This is a genomic window from Sinorhizobium fredii NGR234 (assembly GCF_000018545.1).
Taxonomy (GTDB): Bacteria; Pseudomonadota; Alphaproteobacteria; order Rhizobiales; family Rhizobiaceae; genus Sinorhizobium; species Sinorhizobium fredii_A.
On the sequence record NC_012587.1, the window covers coordinates 2,631,475 to 2,649,470 of the forward strand.

Annotated in this window: 17 protein-coding genes; 8 read left to right on the top strand and 9 right to left on the bottom strand. The window is 63.4% G+C overall.

The window, feature by feature from the left end; all coding sequences use genetic code 11:
- Positions 1-23: 23 nt before the first annotated feature.
- The 4 genes from NGR_RS23815 to speB form a co-directional block, all read right to left on the bottom strand.
- A complete protein-coding gene (locus NGR_RS23815) occupies positions 24-671 on the bottom strand; it encodes an amino acid ABC transporter permease (protein WP_012709048.1) in 648 nt (215 codons plus the stop codon).
- Complete coding sequence (locus NGR_RS23820) at positions 668-1,336, bottom strand: amino acid ABC transporter permease (protein WP_012709049.1); 669 nt, start codon at positions 1,334-1,336, stop codon at positions 668-670. Before NGR_RS23820 ends, NGR_RS23815 begins: the two co-directional genes overlap by 4 nt.
- Positions 1,337-1,406: 70 nt before the next feature.
- A complete protein-coding gene (locus NGR_RS23825; protein WP_012709050.1) occupies positions 1,407-2,201 on the bottom strand; it encodes a transporter substrate-binding domain-containing protein in 795 nt (264 codons plus the stop codon).
- A gap of 84 nt (positions 2,202-2,285) precedes the next feature.
- Positions 2,286-3,341 carry an agmatinase gene (gene speB / locus NGR_RS23830; protein WP_012709051.1) on the bottom strand — a complete coding sequence of 352 codons (1,056 nt, stop codon included), beginning with the start codon at positions 3,339-3,341 and terminating at the stop codon, positions 2,286-2,288.
- A 217-nt stretch (positions 3,342-3,558) separates the two neighbouring features.
- On the opposite strand from speB, the gene NGR_RS23835 reads away from it, so the two are divergent.
- Entirely contained in the window at positions 3,559-4,602 is a 1,044-nt protein-coding gene (locus NGR_RS23835; protein ID WP_164924449.1) for a LysR substrate-binding domain-containing protein, read from the top strand.
- A gap of 43 nt (positions 4,603-4,645) precedes the next feature.
- The gene (locus NGR_RS23840) at positions 4,646-5,824 is read left to right on the top strand and encodes an aminotransferase (protein WP_012709053.1); all 1,179 of its coding nucleotides are present in this window, start codon (positions 4,646-4,648) and stop codon (positions 5,822-5,824) included.
- 82 nt (positions 5,825-5,906) lie between these two features.
- Here the strand turns inward: NGR_RS23840 and NGR_RS23845 are convergent, their stop codons facing one another.
- The 5 genes from NGR_RS23845 to NGR_RS23860 all read right to left on the bottom strand — a co-directional run bounded on the left by NGR_RS23845 (position 5,907) and on the right by NGR_RS23860 (position 11,475).
- A complete protein-coding gene (locus NGR_RS23845; RefSeq protein ID WP_165447159.1) occupies positions 5,907-6,797 on the bottom strand; it encodes a DMT family transporter in 891 nt (296 codons plus the stop codon).
- Between the two features lie 148 nt (positions 6,798-6,945).
- The gene (locus NGR_RS23850; protein WP_012709055.1) at positions 6,946-8,379 is read right to left on the bottom strand and encodes an aldehyde dehydrogenase family protein; all 1,434 of its coding nucleotides are present in this window, start codon (positions 8,377-8,379) and stop codon (positions 6,946-6,948) included.
- Positions 8,380-8,680: 301 nt separating this feature from the next.
- Entirely contained in the window at positions 8,681-8,830 is a 150-nt protein-coding gene (locus NGR_RS32430) for a hypothetical protein (protein WP_012709056.1), read from the bottom strand.
- A 121-nt stretch (positions 8,831-8,951) separates the two neighbouring features.
- Positions 8,952-9,866 carry a transglutaminase-like domain-containing protein gene (locus tag NGR_RS23855; protein ID WP_012709057.1) on the bottom strand — a complete coding sequence of 305 codons (915 nt, stop codon included), beginning with the start codon at positions 9,864-9,866 and terminating at the stop codon, positions 8,952-8,954.
- Positions 9,867-10,161: 295 nt separating this feature from the next.
- The gene (locus NGR_RS23860; RefSeq protein WP_164924450.1) at positions 10,162-11,475 is read right to left on the bottom strand and encodes an NAD(P)/FAD-dependent oxidoreductase; all 1,314 of its coding nucleotides are present in this window, start codon (positions 11,473-11,475) and stop codon (positions 10,162-10,164) included.
- A gap of 151 nt (positions 11,476-11,626) precedes the next feature.
- On the opposite strand from NGR_RS23860, the gene NGR_RS23865 reads away from it, so the two are divergent.
- From NGR_RS23865 to NGR_RS23890, 6 genes are all read left to right on the top strand, one after another.
- Complete coding sequence (locus NGR_RS23865) at positions 11,627-12,343, top strand: FadR/GntR family transcriptional regulator (RefSeq protein ID WP_012709059.1); 717 nt, start codon at positions 11,627-11,629, stop codon at positions 12,341-12,343.
- A complete protein-coding gene (locus NGR_RS23870) occupies positions 12,340-13,512 on the top strand; it encodes a PLP-dependent transferase (RefSeq protein WP_012709060.1) in 1,173 nt (390 codons plus the stop codon). Before NGR_RS23865 ends, NGR_RS23870 begins: the two co-directional genes overlap by 4 nt.
- 91 nt (positions 13,513-13,603) lie before the next feature.
- The gene (locus NGR_RS23875) at positions 13,604-14,866 is read left to right on the top strand and encodes an ABC transporter substrate-binding protein (protein WP_012709061.1); all 1,263 of its coding nucleotides are present in this window, start codon (positions 13,604-13,606) and stop codon (positions 14,864-14,866) included.
- 101 nt (positions 14,867-14,967) lie between these two features.
- Complete coding sequence (locus NGR_RS23880; protein WP_012709062.1) at positions 14,968-15,903, top strand: carbohydrate ABC transporter permease; 936 nt, start codon at positions 14,968-14,970, stop codon at positions 15,901-15,903.
- A gap of 4 nt (positions 15,904-15,907) precedes the next feature.
- Positions 15,908-16,741, top strand: a complete 834-nt coding sequence (locus NGR_RS23885) for a carbohydrate ABC transporter permease (RefSeq protein ID WP_012709063.1) — start codon at positions 15,908-15,910, stop codon at positions 16,739-16,741.
- 4 nt (positions 16,742-16,745) lie between these two features.
- A complete protein-coding gene (locus tag NGR_RS23890) occupies positions 16,746-17,813 on the top strand; it encodes an ABC transporter ATP-binding protein (protein WP_012709064.1) in 1,068 nt (355 codons plus the stop codon).
- Positions 17,814-17,996: the final 183 nt, after the last annotated feature.

The following is a 17,996-nucleotide window of genomic DNA, read 5'->3' on the forward strand; positions in this document are numbered from 1 at the left end:
GTTGATTGCCTGGATTCCAAGTCTCAATGTGCTGGCGCTCGTCGCTCGAGCAGCCGCGCGTATTGCGTCAGGGGATAGCAGAGCACGAAGAAAATCGCGGCGACCAGCCCATAGACGGTGAACGGTTCGAAAGTAGCATTATTGATCGCATTGGCTGTCCTGAGAAGCTCCTCGAAGCCGATGATAGAGGTCAGCGCCGTGCTCTTGATCAGCTGGACGAGGAAGCCGACAGCCGGCGGGCGCGTGATCGCAAAGGCCTGCGGCAGGATGACGAGACGCAACTCCTGGAGATAGTGCAGGCCAAGGCTGGCGCCGGCATCCCACTGGCCCCGCGGCAGCGCTTCCACGCCGCCCCGCCAGATCTCCGCCAGGTAGGCGCTGGCATAGAATGTGAGCCCGAGTGCTGCCGCCGTCCACGGTTCGATGCGGAATCCGAGCATAGGCAGGCCGAAGAACATCAGGAAGAGCTGCATCAGCAGCGGCGTCCCCTGGAAAAGCGCGATATAGCCGGCACCGAAGCGGCGCAACCACGGGCGCTTCGCTATTCGCGCAAAGAGGATCAGCAGGCCGACCGCAGCGCCGCCGGCGAAGGCGACGATTGAAAGCAGAAGCGTCCAGCGCGTCGCGAAAAGCAGATTGCGCAAGATATCCCAGAAGGTGAATTCGATCACGACACGCCCGCCCCCAACACACGCCGGCCGCCGGCGACGAAGAATCGCCTGATCGCCATCGACAGGCCGAGATAGATCATGGTGACGACGAGATAGGTTTCGAAGGACCGGAACGTCCGTGCCTGCAGCAGGTCGGCCTCATGGGCGAGCTCGCGCACCGCGATCTGCGAAACGACTGCCGATTCCAGCATCATGATGACGACCTGGCTGGTCAGTGCCGGAAAGATTACCTTGAGCGCCTGCGGCAGGACGACCTTGATGAAAACCTGCGGCGCCCTCAAGCCGAGTGCGAGAGCCGCCTCGCTCTGTCCCTTCGGCACGGCATCGAGACCCGCGCCGACGATTTCGGTCGTGTAGGCGGCCATGTTCAGGGTCATTGCAAGGATCGCCGCGACGATCGGGTCGAGGCGGATGCCTATCGTGGGCAGGCCGAAGAAAATGAAGAAGAGCTGTACCAGAAACGGGGTGTTGCGGATCACCTCTACATAAACCGCAACTGCCTTGCTCAGCAGGTCATAGCGGCTGCGGCGCGCGGCCGCCAAGAGAATGCTGATCAGAATGCCGAGCACCGTCGTGCAGGCAATCAGCAGCAAGGTCATGGCCGCACCGTGAGCGATCGCGCCCGCGGCGTCGTGAAGCCATCTAAAGTCGAGGCTGTAGCCCATCGTCGCAACCCTTCCAGGACAGCCTGCGGAAAAGGCTTCCGCAGGCCGCACGTGCCTTAACGTGAGCCGCTTAGTCCTTGAGGTTGTCGGGGTTGAGCGGCGTCTTCAACCATGCCTGCGAGCTTTCGTTCAGCTTGCCGTCCGCCAGCATCTTGGCGACGGTGTCGTTGACCGATTGCTTCAGGCGTTCCTCGTTCTTGTTGAGACCGATATGCGACGGTGACGTCAGCAGCTGGAACTTCTGTTCCGGCTTCAGCGCCTCCTGGCGTGCCAGCACCTGTGCGCCGACGTCGTTGCCGACCACCATCAGCTGCGTCTGGCCGGAGATGAAAGCCTGGATCACGGCATTGTAGTTGTCGAAGCGTTGAATGCTGGCAGAGGCCGGCGCAGCTTCGGTGAGCGACGTATCCTCGAGCGTGCCGCGATTGACTGCGATCGTCTTGTCGGCGAGATCCTCCTTGCCGGCAACCTTGAGCTCGGCCGGGCCGATGACGGCGATGTAATAGGGTGCGTAGGCTGCGGCGAAATCGATGACTTCGGCGCGCTCCTTCGAATAGCCTACGCTCATCAGGATATCGACGCGCTTGTCGTTGAGATAGGGGATGCGATTCTGGCCGGTGACGCTGACCAGATTGAGCCTCACGCCGAGCGCATCGGCGATCTGCTGCGCCACATCGACGTCATAGCCCTTGATGCTCATATCGGCACTGGCCGACGAGAAGGGCGGGAAATCGGAGAATATCCCGACATTGATCTGGCCGGCGGCCTTGATGTCGTCGACCGCGTCGGCGCGAGCCATCCCTGTCGCCGCGCCAAGCATCAATGCGGCTGTAAACATTGCTTTCAGCTTTGTCTGGATTGTCATTGTTGTTCCCCTGTTTTTGAATCTTTTTCTGTCGTCAGATTTGCCCGATGGCCGCCAACCGGCGGCCGGTCGATCTTGGAGATGTCATTTGCCGGTGATTGCCGGGCTGAAGACCATCAGGCTCAGGATTTCGAAGAGCACCTGAGCGCCGGCATGGGCGGTGTTGGTCGTCGCATCGTATTGCGGAGCGACCTCCACGACGTCGCCGCCGACGAGGTTGACGCCCTTGAGGCCGCGGATCAGCTCCAGCACCTCGCGGGTCGTCAGGCCGCCGACCTCGGGCGTTCCGGTGCCGGGCGCGAAGCTCGGGTCGAGGCTGTCGATGTCGAAGGAAAGGTAGGTCGGGCCGTCGCCGACGATCTTCTTCGCCTTTTCGATGATGGCGGGAATGCCGAGGCCGCTGACCTCTTCGGCATGGATCACCGTCATGCCGGACTCGTAGGAGAATTCCCACAGATATTCGGCCGAACCGCGAATGCCGATCTGGATGACCCGGGTCGGGTCGAGCACACCGTCGAGAACGGCGTTGCGGAACGGGCCGCCGTGATGGAACTTGGTGAGATCGTAGGCGCCGCCGGTGTCGCAATGGGCATCGATATGGATCATGCCGACCGGCTGCTTCTTGCCGACCGCCTTCAGGATCGGATGGGTCATCGAGTGGTCGCCGCCGACCGAGAGCGGCACGACGCCGGCGTCGACGATCTGGTTGAGACGCTTTTCGATGTCCTCATGGCTGAGTTCCAGCCGGTAGCGACTGCGGAACGGAACGTCGCCGATGTCGGCAACCCTGAGATCATGCACCGGCGCGCAGCCGAGCACGTGGTTGTAGGGGCCGATCCGCTCGATGGCGCGCAGCGCCCGCGGTCCGAAGCGCGAGCCCGGACGGTTGGTGACGCCGAGGTCCATCGGTATGCCGACGATCGCCACCTGCAGATTGCCGAAGTCCGGATTGTCGGCGTCGACCGGCATGTAGGGCGCGGTCAGGAAGGTGGGGATGCCGGAATAGGGCGCGAGCCGCGTACCGCTTTTCGTGAAGATCTTGTCCGCCACCTTGCGGAAGGTCGGATCGAACAGTTCGCCGCCGTGGCTTTCGCCATATTTTGCCTTCAATTCGCCGAGCTTCTTCTCGTCCCAGGCCATGCGCCGGAGCCTCCATGTCTGTCGCCGGGGAACGAAGGGTCGCGAAGCGGATCGCAACCGAAGGTATCGCCGGCAAGACCGGCCCGATCAATGTTCCCCAGGCATTTTGCCCTTGTTGAACCTATTAGGTGACAAAACTTCTGGAAAATCAATTGACATTGTTATAGCGTTTCGTGTGAGAAAAACTCACACTAGTGAAGTCCTTCCGGAGCCCCGCGTGTCGAGCCGCCTGCCCCCGTTGAATCCGTTGCGCGCCTTTGAGGCGACTGCCCGGCGCGGCTCTGTTTCCGCCGCAGCCCGCGAGCTCAACGTCACCCATGGGGCGATCAGCCACCAGATCCGCGCCCTCGAACTTTCCTTCAACGCGCCGCTTTTCGAGCGCGGCGGCAAGCGGCTGAGGCTGACTCCGCAAGGGGCGTTGCTGTTGCCGGCCGTCACCCATGCCTTCGCCGAGATCGCCGCTGCGACCGCCGCGATGACGCGGCCGGCGACGAGCGGCGAGCTCCGGATCACCTGCGTGCCGGCGCTGCTCTCCTTCTGGATGATCCCGCGCCTGCATCAGTTCACCGAGCAATTTCCCGATGTGCAGCTGACCCTGGTCGCCTCCAACGACGAGGTGCATCTCCACTCCCCCGACGTCGATGTCTGTCTCCTCTATGGCGATGGCAATTGGGGAGACTGCTGGGCGAGGCTGTGGAGCCGGCTGGAGCTGTTCCCCGTCGCCAGCCCGACGCTCCTCAACATGCGGCCGCTGCGTTCGATCCGGGATTTGCGCGATCATGTGATGCTGCATGGCGACGACGGCCGCGAATGGAACACCTGGCTCGCCGCCGCCGACGCAGCGGACCTTCAGCGCGGCCGCCAGCACTTCATGAGCGACGCACGGCTCTCGACGGAGGGCGCCCTTCACAACCAGGGCGTGGCGCTCGGCGATACGATCACCGCCGGCAGCCTGATCGCCCGCGGCGAGTTGATCGCGCCTTTCGACCTGACAGTGCCGGCCAACGACGCCTTCTTCGTCGCCTGCCGCAACGAGGTGCGCGCCGCACCGATCGTCCGCGTCTTCATCGACTGGCTGTTTGCGGCACTCGAGAGCGATCCGATGCCTGAGCTCCAGACCTCCGCCCGCACGATCATCCGCTCCCGCATGCCGAGACCGGAAGGTCCCGATCAGAAATCGACGGCGAATGGCTTCCAGCCCGTTTCTTCCCCGAAGAACCGGCGCCTCGAAGGCCCGCAAAAACGCAAGATCAAGTCATAATGCAGGCGCTTCCCAGCGCCTTTCTCAACAACAGGAATGCTCGATGCCCCACTTCAATCCCCTCGTCGCAAAACTCTCGCCGCCGCCGGTCCCCTCGGTGCTCGCCTGGGCGAAGGCCTATGATGGGGCAAAGGGTCCGCTGATCGATCTATCGCAAGCGGTACCCGGCTACCCGGCCCATCCGGACATGCTCCGATGGCTCGGCGAGGCGGCAGCGTCGCCTGCTTATACCGGCTACGGCGCGATCGAGGGCGAGCCCGAACTGTGCGGCGCCTATGCCGACCAGGTGGCAACGCTCTACGGCGCCCAGATTGCCGCCGAGAACATTCACATCACCTCCGGCTGCAACCAGGCCTTCATCTGCGCCGCCATGGCGATTGCCGGCGCAGGCGATACCGTCCTGATGACGAACCCCTATTATTTCAACCAGGAGACAACGCTGGCGATGCTTGGCATCAATGTCGAACTCGCCCCATGCGATGCCGGCGCCGGCTTCCTGCCCGAGGTCGATACCATCGCCTCGGCGCTTCGGCCTGGCGTCCACGCGCTTGCCCTCGTCTCGCCGAACAATCCGACCGGCGCCGTCTATCCGGCGGACCTGCTCCAGCGCATCTATGAAATCTGCCGGGCGAACGGTACCTGGCTCATCCTCGACGAGACCTATCGCGACTTTCTGCCCGATGCCGCGGTCGCACCGCATCGCCTGCTCCAGACCAAGGGATGGCAGGACGGTTTCATCGGCCTCTACAGCTTTTCGAAGTCGTTCTGCATCCCCGGCCACCGCCTCGGCGCGATCACCGCCGGACCAGCGGTTATCCAGCAGGTGACCAAGATCATGGACAACCTGCAGATCTGCGCGCCACGCTCGGCGCAGGCGGCCGTCGCCAAGGCGATCCCGGCGCTCGCCGACTGGCGGCTCGCCAACCGCGCCGAGATCACCAACCGCGCCGACGCGCTGAAGGAGGTCATGGGCCGCCTGCCGCAATGGAAGCTGCAGGCCATTGGCGCCTATTTCGCCTATGTCCGCCACCCCTTCCGCGACATCGACTCGCAATTCGTCGCCGAGAAGTTGGCAAAGATCGCCGGCATCGTCTGTCTGCCGGGCGACTACTTCGGTGAGGGACAGGAAAGCTATCTGCGCTTCGCCTTCGCCAATGCCGATGTACCGACGATCCAGAAACTGGAGGAGCGGCTCTCTGGATTTGAACTGCCGGGCATTTAACGCATGTCGCCCAAAAGTGTGCAGCGGTTTTGGGACGACGACATGCATAGAAACAAGACCCAAAGCGCCACGCGCTTCAGGTTCAACCTCGGCGGGCGATCAGGATGCCGATGAGCACGATCGCGCCGCCGGTCGCCTGCATGATACCCACTGGCTCACTCAGCAAAATCCAGGCGAGCACCGCGGCTACGACGGGCTGCACGAGCAGCGTCAGCGAGGAAAAGGCCGGCGGCAGATAGGCGAGCGCATAGGTGATCGCCACCTGGCCACCGGCGTGGCTGACGAAGGCAAGACCAAAGAGCATCGCCCAGCCGAAGCCGGTGCTCGGCAGCAGCGTGGCCTCGGCGAAGATCGCCATCGGCAGGACGCAAACGGCAGCCGAAGCGGTGCTCCAGATCATGATGCGGTTGGTGCTGAAGCGGCTGCGCAATTGCCCGATCGCGAGGATATAGCCGGCATAGAACATCGCGGCGACAACTGCGATGCCGTCGCCGGCGAGGTCGCCGTCGCCAAGCGCGCCGGGGCCGCCTTTCAGCACAACGACGCCGACGATAGCCATAACGAGGCCGGCCATGAAGATGCGGCTCACCGGCGAGCGGAACAGCGCCCAACTGGCGAGCGTCACGAAAACCGGGGCCAGATTGGCGAGCAAGGTCGCGTTCGCCACCGACGTCATGGTGAGCGAAAGATGCCAAGCCCCGAGGTCGATGGCGAGGAAGACGCCCGGCAGGACGAGCAGAGCATAATCGGACACTCGCTCCGGGCGCCGGTCGGCGCTCGCATCCTTGCCGAGCCACGACCAGGCAAAGAGCGGGATCAGCGCCAGTGCGACACGCCAGAAGGCGGTGGCCATCGGCCCCACTTCCGAGAGCCTGACGAAAATCGGCGATCCGGCGATGGCGACGCCGCCGACGAGCAGCGCGGTCATGGCCAGGGAATTTTGGGAGGAAGCGGAACTGGCGGCGTGATTCACGATGATTTCCGAAGACTGGGAGGCGTCTCGAAGGCGCCCCCGCCAGCTATCAGAACCGCGAGCCGCGCGACAGCCTGATTTCGCCGAAAGGGCGATTTCTCACAGGCGGCCGCACGAAAAGTTGCAGCCGCCCCTTCCAGACCGCCGCTCAGGCTGCGTCCGGCAGATGCACCGTCTTCACCTCGAGGAAGTCCTCGAGACCGAAGGTGCCGCCCTCACGGCCATTGCCCGACTGCTTGTAGCCGCCAAACGGGCTTCCATAGCGATGCGGCCCGCCATTGATGTGCACCATGCCGGCACGCAGCCGGGCCGCGACCCGTTCGGCTCGCTCGGGATTGCCCGTCTGTACATAGGCGGCAAGGCCATAGCTCGTGTCGTTGGCGATCGCGATCGCCTCCTCCTCCGTGTCGAAGGGCATGATTGCAAGCACCGGCCCGAACACCTCCTCGCGCGCAATGCGCATCGCGTTGTCGACATCGGCGAAGATCGTCGGCTTGACGAAGTATCCGGTCTCGAAGCCTTCCGGCTTGCCGGGGCCGCCGACGAGGAGGCGCGCGCCTTCGCCGACGCCCGCCTCGATCAGCGCCTGCACCCGTTCGTACTGGATATGGCTGACCAGCGGACCGATATGCGCGCCTTCCCTGGTCGGGTCGCCGACCGTCGCCTCCCTTCCGGCCCGCCTTGCGATCGCCACCACGTCCTCATAGGCGCTGCGCTCGACCAGCATCCGTGTCGGCGCATCGCAGGACTGGCCGGAATTGTTGAAGCATTCGAGGACGCTGGCCTTCACCCGCTCCTCGAGATCGGCGTCCGCGAAGACGATGTTCGGCGACTTGCCGCCGAGCTCCAGCGTGACGCGCTTCACCGTATCGGCGGCGTCCTTGCTGACGGCGATGCCGGCCCGCGTCGACCCGGTGAAGGACATCATGTCGATGTCCTTGTGCTTCGAAAGAGCAGCACCGGCATGAAGGCCGTCGCCATTGACGAGGTTGAAGACGCCGCGCGGGAAACCCGCCTCGTCGATCATTTCCGCATAGAGCATGGCATTGAGCGGCGTGAACTCGCTCGGCTTCAACACGCAGGTACAGCCGGTCGCCAGCGCCGGCACCACCTTCAGCGCAATCTGGTTGGCCGGCCAGTTCCATGGCGTGATCAAGCCGCACACTCCGATCGGCTCGCGCATCAGCGTGTCGCCGTTCGGAAGTTTTTCGCGCAATTTCAGGCGCTTCAGAGCATCGATATAGCCCTGCAGATGGCCGACGCCGACATCGGCCTGCTGCTCGCGGCTCATGGTTTTCGGCGCGCCGAGCTCGGCGGTAATCGTGTCGGCCATCTCGTCGTAGCGGCGCTTGTAGATCGCGAGCAGCTTTTCGAGCAACGCCAGCCGTTCCTCCAGGCTGGTCCGGCCATAGGTCTCGAAGGCCCTCTTCGCGGCCGCGACGGCCCGGTCGACATCGACCGCCGTGCCGAGGGAGATGACGGCGATCGGCTTTTCGGTCGCAGGATTGAGCACGTAGAGGTCGTTCTGTGCTGCCGGTTCGACCCATTCGCCGTTGATATAGAACTTGCGCTTGTCGAGCATGCGTTCTCTCCTCCCGTCAAAGTCTCTTTTCCCGGCAGACCGGCCATCGGATCGTCACCCGGCGCGGTCAGCGGGCGATGAGCGCGGAGCGACTTCCAATGCCTTGGCGACGACGTTTACCGGACAGGATCCCGGAGTCGTTCGCGGCATCGATTTGCGTAGCGAGGCACGCTACGACGCAAACGATGCACCTCGCAAGGTCTACGATGTCGCGGGCTTGCCCCGAACGATGAGCGGGAAGACGACGGCCGGCTCACGCACTGCCGACGACAAGAAGTTCCGGAAAGTGCGTCGATGGAGCTCAGATGGCGCCGATGACGAGGGCCGAGATGAAGCTGAAAGCCGCTACGATCGCGATCAAGTGGGGAATGAGGTTGACCGGCAGGCGGCTCGTCGGCTGCGCCACATGGAGTGCGTAGCGGGAGTGGATCATCGCCTTTGTCGCGTTCATTCTTCTCTCCGCTGTTGGTGTTCACCTGTATTCCCGTTCTCCTATATTCTCGATTAAGTTTGTAGATATTATTTTCTACGGATCGCCCGGGGTGTGAAAAATCCGTTTCCCGTCTTGGCGATCAGTGCCGTTCGCGGTCGCGTTCCTGCAGGTGGCGCGACCAGGTCTCGCTGAACCACGGGTTCAGCAGCGACACGTCGGCGGTGCGATGCGAGCGGCTGAGACGGCTGTCGACCTCGACCGACGTCCAGACGGTGAAGTGGGTCAGTTGATGCTTGCCGAAGGTCTGGATCAACGGGATGTCTGCTGCATCCCGGCCGCGGGCCACGGGGATGCGCCCGGCCCGCCGGGCATTGTTCTTGGCGTCGAACGTGTACCACCGGTCGCCGAGATACACTTCGAACCAGGCGTTGAAATCCATCGGCGCCGGGCTGTCGGGAACCCCGATATCGGCCATGTAGCCGTGGACATAGCGGGCCGGCATGTTCATGCAGCGGCAGAGAGCGACGGCAAGATGGGCGTAGTCGCGACTGACCCCCAGCCGGTCTTCGTGCGCTTCGAGCGCCGTGCGCATCGCCTGGGCGTAACCGTAGCTGAAGACCAGCCGGTCATGCACATAGTCTGAAATGGCCTGCACCCGTTGCCAGCCTGCCGGAACATTGCCGAACAGCCGCCAGGCAAGGGCGCTCAGCCGATCGGTCTCGCAATAGCGGCTGGCGCACAGATAGGGCAGCAAGGAGGGCGGCAGCTTCTCCACCGGCACCGCCTCGGCCAGGGGATCCGAGGCGTCGAGCCGCCCCTCGTCGCTGATGACCGCGTCATAGCAGAGCCTGGTTTCACCATCGGGCAGGACCATGCGCAGGCAAATGTTGTGATGGGGATCGGTGATCTCCTCCATAGGCACCAGCGGCGAAGCAACCGGTCCCCGCTCCGTGACGATCGTCTCCCGCCGTTCCTTCGCGATCGAAAGAAACGTCATCATCGGCGTGGAATGCGGGCAATCGATGCCAATCTCGTAACCGAAGCGGATGAACATGTTCGACCTCCCCACTGCGATTTTCTTGACACTTGCGCTGCGCGCCTAGGCAGTCGCATCGAACGATCGGCGACATGAATTCGAGCGCTGGCGGCAGCCGGGTTGCAACCCGTTCGAAGCTCGATGTTTGGTGTTCTCGTTGATGTCCGCGCGAATGAGAAACCCTGTGCGCCCTGCCGGCGCACCTGTCAGCAGGCGTCCTGCCCGCGGCCGGAATACTAACGCATCATCGGAGCGAGCGGTATCGATTTGAAGGAGAACCCGGCACCCACCGCAACCGGCAGCGATCGCGGAACTACCAGCCGACCGCGTCCTTGAAGGAATACCACCAGGAGCCGATCGTCGAATACTGTGCACGGAAGATCCGCCCGCCGGGGAACGGATACCAGGGCAGCTTCTCGAACATGTCGAAGCGCGACTGATCGCCGTCGATCGCCTCGGCGAGCGTTCGGCCGAAGAGATGCGAGCCGGTCACCCCGTGGCCGCTATAGCCGTGAGCGAAATAGGTGTTGGCACCGATGCGGCCCATCTGCGGCACGCGCGTGAACGACAGCGCGAAATTGCCGCTCCAGGCATAGTCGATCTTCACGCCCTTGAGGCGCGGGAAAACCTTTTCGAGATTGGGCCGCAGCTTCGCCACCACATCGGCCGGATCGGTGCCGCCATAGACGGTGCCGCCGCCGAAGACCATCCGCTTGTCGGCCGAAAGCCGGAAATAGTCGAGGATGTAGCGCACGTCCTCGACGCACATGTCGCTCGGGATCAGCATATCGGCGAGTTCCTCGCCGAGCGGGGCCGTGGTGATCATCTGCGTCGAGACCGGCATGACGCGTGAGACGAGCTCAGGCACCGCGTCGCCGAGATAGGCATTGCCGCAGAGCACGACGATGCGGGCGGAGACTTCGCCCTCCCGGGTGTAGACGGTCGGCCGCGCCGCTCTGTGGTCGACGCGGGTCACCGGCGACATCTCGTGGATGATACCGCCGAGGCTTTCGAAGGCGCGCGCCTCGCCGAGCACCAGATTTAGCGGATGCATATGGCCGCCGGTGATGTCGAGCATGCCGCCGCAATAGGCTTCGGAATTGACGAGCTTGCGCAACGCATCCCGGTCGAGCATCAGGTGGTCGTCCATGCCGTATTTGCGCCAGAGCGCCTGCTTGGCCTCCAGATCCTTCATATGCGCACCGGTATAGGCGGCATAGATGTTGCCGGATTTCAGGTCACAGTCGATCCGATAGTGGCTGACGATCCGGCGGAGGATCCGCCCGCCCTCCTGGACAAGGCCGCCGATGAAGCGGGCCGCATCCTCTCCGAAACGCCGCTGGATCGTCGAGAGACTGGCGTTGAGGCCGTTGACGACCTGGCCGCCGTTCCGCCCCGAGGCACCCCACCCCACCTGGGCGCCCTCGATCACGGCAACCTTGTAACCCTTCTCAGCGAGATGAATGGCCGTCGCAAGCCCGGTATAGCCGGCGCCGACGACGCAGATGTCGGTTTCGACGCGCCCCTTAAGCTTGACCGGCGTGCGAATGACGTTGCGGGAGGCCGCGTAGTAGCTCTCCGGATAGCTCCCGTCGCCGGCATAGGATTTCTTCGCGCTTGCCATCATAGGGACTTCCAGAAAGCCGCTGAGCCGCCACGGCCAATCGCAATCGGCCGAGCCTTCGACAGCAGAAGGCATAACGCAAATCTTGCCCCTTGACCATGCGGCCCACCCCCTGCATATTGCTCAGATGTCAGACCAATTTTGAGTCTCGCGGATGTCCCAACCGGAGAAAGCGCTGCTTCTGCCCCTGCCCCCGGTTGACCGGGTGCAGCAGGTGATCTCCGCTCTCGCCGACTACATCCAGGGATCCGGTCTGAAGCCCGGTGACCGGCTACCGGCAGAACGCGAATTGATGGCGGCGCTCGCCGTCGGGCGGTCCACCATCCGCGAGGTCATCAGCCATTTCCAGGCGCTCGGCGTCGTCGAGGCGCGCAAGGGCAGCGGCACCTATCTGCTGCGCGCCATTTCCGGCGCGACGATCCACATGCCGCTGACGCTCGACACCCGGCATCTCCGCGACGCCCTGCTGCAGACGCTCGAGGTCCGGCGCGGCATCGAGGTCGAAGCCGGCATGGTCGCCGCCCGCCGCCGCACGGCCGCCGACGTCGTCAATATCGAAACGAAGCTCAACGAAATGGAGCGCGTTCATCTGTCCAAGGGGACCTCCGGACCGGAGGACCTCGCCTTCCACCTGGCGATCTACGACGCGACCCACAATCCGCTCTTCCGGCAGTTGCTCGAGCAGATGCGCGAGGCCTTCGAGCGTTTCTGGGAAAAGCCTTTCGACCGGCCGGATTTCGCCCGGCGGTCGTTTCCCTTTCACCGAACGCTTTTCGACGCGATCGCGTCGCAAAATCCGGATTCCGCCCGGGAAGAGACACTGAAAATCCTCGCGATCGTCGAGGAAGACATCAAGGAAATGTCCAAATGAATGACGGCCTCGATCCGTTCGATAGAGCCTCGCTGATCGCCGTCCATGACGAGGGCCACGCCTTCGATGCCGTCGTTCCGCCGATCGTCCAGACCTCGCTCTTCACCTTCAAGGACTATGACGAGATGATCGCCTCCTACCGGGGCGAGCGCGTCCGGCCGATCTACACCCGGGGTCTCAATCCGACGGTCAGGCTGTTCGAGGAGATGCTGGCGAAACTGGAAGGCGCCGGGGACGCCATCGGCTTTGCCAGCGGCATGTCGGCGATCTCCTCCACCGTACTGTCCTTCGTCGAGCCGGGCGATCGCATCGTCGCGGTGAAGCATCTCTATCCCGATGCCTTCCGGCTGTTCGGCACGCATCTCAAACGCATGCGCATCGAGGTCACCTATGTCGACGGACGCGACGAGGAGGAGGTCGCGAAGGCGCTGCCCGGCGCCAAGCTGTTCTACATGGAGAGCCCGACGAGCTGGGTCATGGATACCCATGACGTGGCGGCGCTTGCGGCGCTCGCCAAGGCGCAAGGCATCGTCACCGTCATCGACAACAGCTGGGCGAGCCCGGTGTTCCAGCAGCCGATTTCGCTCGGCGTCGACCTCGTCATCCACTCGGCCTCGAAATATCTCGGCGGCCATAGCGACGTCGTCGCCGGTGTCGTCGCCGGCTCCACGGAACTGATCGGCCGCATCCGCTCCGAAGCCTATCCCTATCTCGGCGGCAAGCTGTCGCCCTTCGACGCCTGGCTGCTGATCCGCGGACTGCGCACCCTGCCGATCCGCATGAAGGCGCATGAGCGTTCGGCACTAGCCCTTGCGCGCCGCCTCCAGGACCATCCTCTGGTCGAAACGGTCTGCCACCCCGGCCTCGGCAACCACCTGCCGCCGGGTCTCCTGGGCACCTCCGGGCTCTTCTCCTTCATCGTTCGCGACGGCGTCGACGTCCGCCGCTTCGCCGATCACCTGCAATTCTTCAAGCTCGGTGTTTCCTGGGGCGGCCACGAAAGCCTCATCGTACCGGGCGAAGTCGTTCTGGCGCAGAAAGCCCAACCCAATTCCGCGGCCGCCTTCGGCATTTCTCCGCGGTCGGTACGTCTCCATGTCGGCCTGGAGGGGACGGAGGCCCTCTGGAGCGATCTCGAAGCGGCGATCGACGCCGCTTCCTCAGGCTGACAAGGGCGGAATGAGGAAAGTGCAAGCGGGTACTGCCCGCGCATCCCGCTCTCCAAGGAATGGATCAACATCAAGAACAAAGGGAACAAAAATGAGGAAACTGATCACAGCCGCCCTGCTCGCCACGCTGATGGCCGGCAGCGCTCTTGCCGACACCAAGCTGAAGCTCGTCGAGGTCATCACCAGCCCCGAGCGTACCGAAACCCTGAAGTCGATCGTCGCCAAGTTCGAGGCGGCGAATTCCGGCACCACCGTCGAGATCATCTCGCTGCCCTGGGGCGAAGCCTTCCAGAAATTCGCCACCATGGTCTCGGCCGGTGAAATCCCGGATGTCATGGAAATGCCGGACACCTGGCTGTCGCTCTACGCCAATAACGGCATGCTCGAGAGCCTCGAGCCCTATCTTGCCAAGTGGGAGCACACGCCGGGCCTCACCGAGCGCGCGCTGGAGCTCGGCCGCGATGTCAACGACACCGCCTATATGTTGCCCTACGGCTTCTATCTCCGGGCGATGTTCTACAACAAGAAACTGCTCTCGGAGGCCGGCGTCGCCGAGCCGCCGAAGACCATGGACGATTTCGTCAAAGCGTCCGAAGCGGTCTCGAAGCTGCCGGGCAAATCCGGCTACTGCCTGCGCGGCGGGCCGGGCGGCCTCAACGGCTGGGTGATGTTCGGCGCCACCATGGCCGGCGACAATACGTTCTTCAAGGAAGACGGCACCTCGACGATGAACAGCGAGGGCTGGATCAAGGGTCTCACCTGGGTCATCGATCTCTACAAGAAGGGCCTCGCGCCGAAGGATAGCGTCAACTGGGGCTTCAACGAGATCGTCGCCGGCTTCTATAGCGGCACATGCGCCTTCCTCGACCAGGATCCGGACGCGCTGATCGCCATCGCCCAGCGCATGAAGCCGGATGATTTCGGCGTCACCACAATGCCGAAGGGACCGAGCGGCAAGGCCTTCACGACGATCGGCTTTGCCGGCTGGTCGATGCTGTCAGCAAGCCAGAACAAGGATCTCTCCTGGAAGCTCATCGAAACGCTTGAAGGTCCGGAAGGCAACATCGAGTGGAACAAGCGCACAGGCGCGCTGCCGGTCCACAAGTCGGCCGAAAAAGACCCCTTCTATGCGAGCCCGCAATTCAAAGGCTGGTTCGATGAACTTGCCGACAAGGACGTCGTGCTGACCGTAATGCCGACCTACCTCGAGGAGTTCGCCTTCTTCAAGGATTCGCTGGCGATCAAGACGACCCAGGAAGCGCTCCTCGGCGACATCACGCCGGAAGAGCTCGCCAATCAGTGGGCCGATTACTTGACCAAGGCACAGCAGAAATACCTGGCGAACAAGAAGTAGCACCGGCACCGGCGGTGGTTCGCGCCACCGCCGGTCCAGCCAAGACGATAAGAAGGCACGCCGATCGATAACGGCGGTCAAAAAAGGGGAAACTTCGACCGATGGCCTATGCCGCACGCCATGACGGCTTGCCTGCAATTCGTCCGCCGCTGATGAAGCGCATCGCGAACGCCTCGGCACCTTATCTTTACAGCGCACCGGCGCTGATCCTGATCGTCGCGGTCATGCTCGTGCCGCTCGTGCTCGGCGTCTCCTATGCCTTCCGCGACATCCAGTTGCTCAATCCCTTCTCCGGCGCCTTCGTCGGGCTCGATCATTTCCGGGCGCTGTCACAGGATCAGGCCTTCTTCCGCTCACTGCGCAACACGCTCTGGTGGACAGGCGCGTCGGTTCTTCTTCAGTTCGCCTTCGGCCTGATCCTGGCGCTTTTGCTCGACAAGCCGTTTCGCGGCCGCGCCCTTGCCCAGGCGCTCGTTTTCCTGCCCTGGGCGGTGCCGAGTTTCCTTGCCGGCCTCAATTGGGCCTGGCTCTTCAATCCGGTCGTAGGTCCCCTGCCGCACTGGCTCTACGGGCTTGGGATCATGAGCCAGCCGGCCAACATCCTCTCCGATCCGCAGCTTGCCATGTGGGGGCCGATCGTCGCCAACATCTGGTGGGGCATTCCGTTCTTCGCGATCACCCTGCTGGCCGCGCTGCAGGCGATCCCGCGCGATCTCTACGAGGCGGCGAGCATCGACGGCGCCGGTGCCTTCCAGCGCTTTCTGTCGATCACGTTGCCCTTCCTCGCGCCGACGATCGCCATCACCATCCTGCTGCGCACCGTCTGGATCTCCAATTTCGCCGATCTCATCATCGTTATGACCAATGGCGGGCCGGCCGATCGCACCCAGATCGTTGCAAGCTACATCTTCACCCAGGCCTTCAAGCGGCTCGATTTCGGCTATGCCTCGGCAATCGCGCTGGTGCTCCTGGCGCTGCTGCTGGCCTATTCGCTGCTGATCGTCATCCTGCGGCAGTGGCTCTTGAGCAAGGACTAGAACGATGCGCGCCAAATCCGCTCTCCTCACCGTCGCGCACCGGCTGGCGATCCTCGCCTATATCGCCTTCGCGCTCTTTCCGCTGTTCTGGCTGCTGAAGGTCGCGGTGACGCCCAACGACCTGCTCTATTCCGAAGGCATCCGCCTCTGGCCGTCGCGGGCCAGTCTCGAGCATTTCGACTTCGTGCTGCGGCACAGCGCCTTCCCGGTGTTCTTTCGCAACAGCCTGATCGTCTCGGGATCGACGGCGGTCGTAGTAACCATCCTCGCCTCGCTCTCCGGCTATGCGCTATCGCGCTTCCGCTTCCGCGGCAAATACTGGCTGGTGACGCTGATGCTGCTGACGCAGATGTTCCCGCTCGTCATGCTTGTCGCGCCGATCTTCAAGATCCTCTCGCCGCTCGGGCTGACCAACAGCCTGACCGGCCTCGTGATCGTCTACACCGCCTTCAACGTGCCCTTCGCCACCTTCCTGATGCAGTCCTTCTTCGACGGCATTCCGAAGGATCTGGAAGAGGCGGCGATGATCGACGGCGCCACGCAATTCGTCGCCTTCCGCCAGATCATCCTGCCGCTGACGCTGCCAGGCATCGCCGCGACACTCGGCTTCGTCTTCACCGCCGCCTGGAGCGAACTGCTCTTCTCGCTGATGCTGATCTCCGGCAACGAGCAGGCGACGTTCCCGGTCGGGCTTCTGTCCTTCGTCTCGAAGTTCTCGGTCGACTTCGGCCAGATGATGGCCGCCGGCGTGCTGGCGCTGATCCCGGCCTGCCTCTTCTTCCTGCTCATTCAACGCTATCTCGTCCAGGGCCTCACGGCCGGCGCGGTCAAAGGCTGAACCCATGGCTTCCATCGACATCGCCAATATCCAGAAGTCCTACGGCGTCCACCCGGTCCTGCACGGTGTCGACCTGAAGATCCGCGACGGCGAATTCGTCGTGCTCGTCGGCCCCTCCGGCTGCGGCAAGTCGACCCTGCTCCGGATGATCGCCGGGCTCGAAAGCGTCACCGCCGGCGAGATCCGCATCGCCGGCAAGCGGGTGAACGAGCTGGCGCCCAAGGACCGCGACATCGCCATGGTGTTCCAGTCCTATGCGCTCTATCCGCACATGTCGGTCGCGAAGAACATGAGCTACAGCCTGAGGCTCCGCAAGACTCCGAAGGAGCGGATCGCCACCGTCGTTTCGGGCGCCGCCGCCAAGCTCGGCCTCGATCCCCTCCTGGAGCGCCGGCCGCGGGCGCTTTCCGGCGGTCAGCGCCAGCGCGTCGCCATGGGCCGCGCCATCGTCCGCCAGCCGAAGGCGTTCCTTTTCGACGAGCCGCTCTCCAACCTCGACGCCCGCCTGCGCGAGCAGATGCGCGCCGAGATCAAGAAGCTGCACAAGGATCTCGGCGCCACCTCCATCTATGTCACGCACGACCAGATCGAGGCGATGACGCTTGCCGACCGGATCGTCGCCATGAATGCCGGCGTGGTCCAGCAGGTGGGCAGCCCCCTCGACCTCTATGATCGCCCCGCCAACCTCTTCGTCGCCGGTTTCATCGGCTCGCCCGGCATGAACTTTTTCGAGGGCACCTATCACGCTGGCGACAGGTCGCGGTTCGAGATCGCCGGCGGGATCGGCATCCCCCTTGACGCGCCCGCCCCGCTTGCGAACAACGCCAAGGCGACGCTCGGCATCCGCCCGGAGCATATCGTGCTTGCCGGCCATGGGCCGGAGACCCTGCTGGCGACCGTCGATCTCGTCGAGCCGACCGGCTTCGGCATCATCCTGCATCTCTCGCTCGGACGGGCGGGCTTCAAGGCCTTCACCAACGATCGCTCGTTCCTGACGGCCTCCGGCACCATCCCCGTTCACTTCCCGGCACACAGCCTGCATTTCTTCGATGGCGAGGGTAACCGCGTCTGACAGCAGGTCCTCCTCCCGCCGGCTACAGCCCGCGCGTCCGGTCGGATGCACTAGGGTCGCTGTAGCACATTGAAATGCTGCATGATTTGTCCTTAGATCGATTCCGATTTACGGAATCATGCAGTACCCGGAAGGAGCAATTGACTTCTCCTCTGCGAGGACTAGCTTTTCTTCTGTCACACC

Coding starts and splice junctions, on each gene's coding strand:
- speB (WP_012709051.1), bottom strand. CDS start 3,341: ATGGCCTGGGACGAGAAGAAGCTCGGCGAATTGAAGGCAAAATATGGC.
- NGR_RS23890 (WP_012709064.1), top strand. CDS start 16,746: ATGGCTTCCATCGACATCGCCAATATCCAGAAGTCCTACGGCGTCCAC.
- NGR_RS23840 (WP_012709053.1), top strand. CDS start 4,646: ATGCCCCACTTCAATCCCCTCGTCGCAAAACTCTCGCCGCCGCCGGTC.
- NGR_RS23850 (WP_012709055.1), bottom strand. CDS start 8,379: ATGCTCGACAAGCGCAAGTTCTATATCAACGGCGAATGGGTCGAACCG.
- NGR_RS23860 (WP_164924450.1), bottom strand. CDS start 11,475: ATGATGGCAAGCGCGAAGAAATCCTATGCCGGCGACGGGAGCTATCCG.
- NGR_RS23880 (WP_012709062.1), top strand. CDS start 14,968: ATGGCCTATGCCGCACGCCATGACGGCTTGCCTGCAATTCGTCCGCCG.
- NGR_RS23885 (WP_012709063.1), top strand. CDS start 15,908: ATGCGCGCCAAATCCGCTCTCCTCACCGTCGCGCACCGGCTGGCGATC.
- NGR_RS23865 (WP_012709059.1), top strand. CDS start 11,627: ATGTCCCAACCGGAGAAAGCGCTGCTTCTGCCCCTGCCCCCGGTTGAC.
- NGR_RS23820 (WP_012709049.1), bottom strand. CDS start 1,336: ATGGGCTACAGCCTCGACTTTAGATGGCTTCACGACGCCGCGGGCGCG.
- NGR_RS23875 (WP_012709061.1), top strand. CDS start 13,604: ATGAGGAAACTGATCACAGCCGCCCTGCTCGCCACGCTGATGGCCGGC.
- NGR_RS23825 (WP_012709050.1), bottom strand. CDS start 2,201: ATGACAATCCAGACAAAGCTGAAAGCAATGTTTACAGCCGCATTGATG.
- NGR_RS23870 (WP_012709060.1), top strand. CDS start 12,340: ATGAATGACGGCCTCGATCCGTTCGATAGAGCCTCGCTGATCGCCGTC.
- NGR_RS32430 (WP_012709056.1), bottom strand. CDS start 8,830: ATGAACGCGACAAAGGCGATGATCCACTCCCGCTACGCACTCCATGTG.
- NGR_RS23855 (WP_012709057.1), bottom strand. CDS start 9,866: ATGTTCATCCGCTTCGGTTACGAGATTGGCATCGATTGCCCGCATTCC.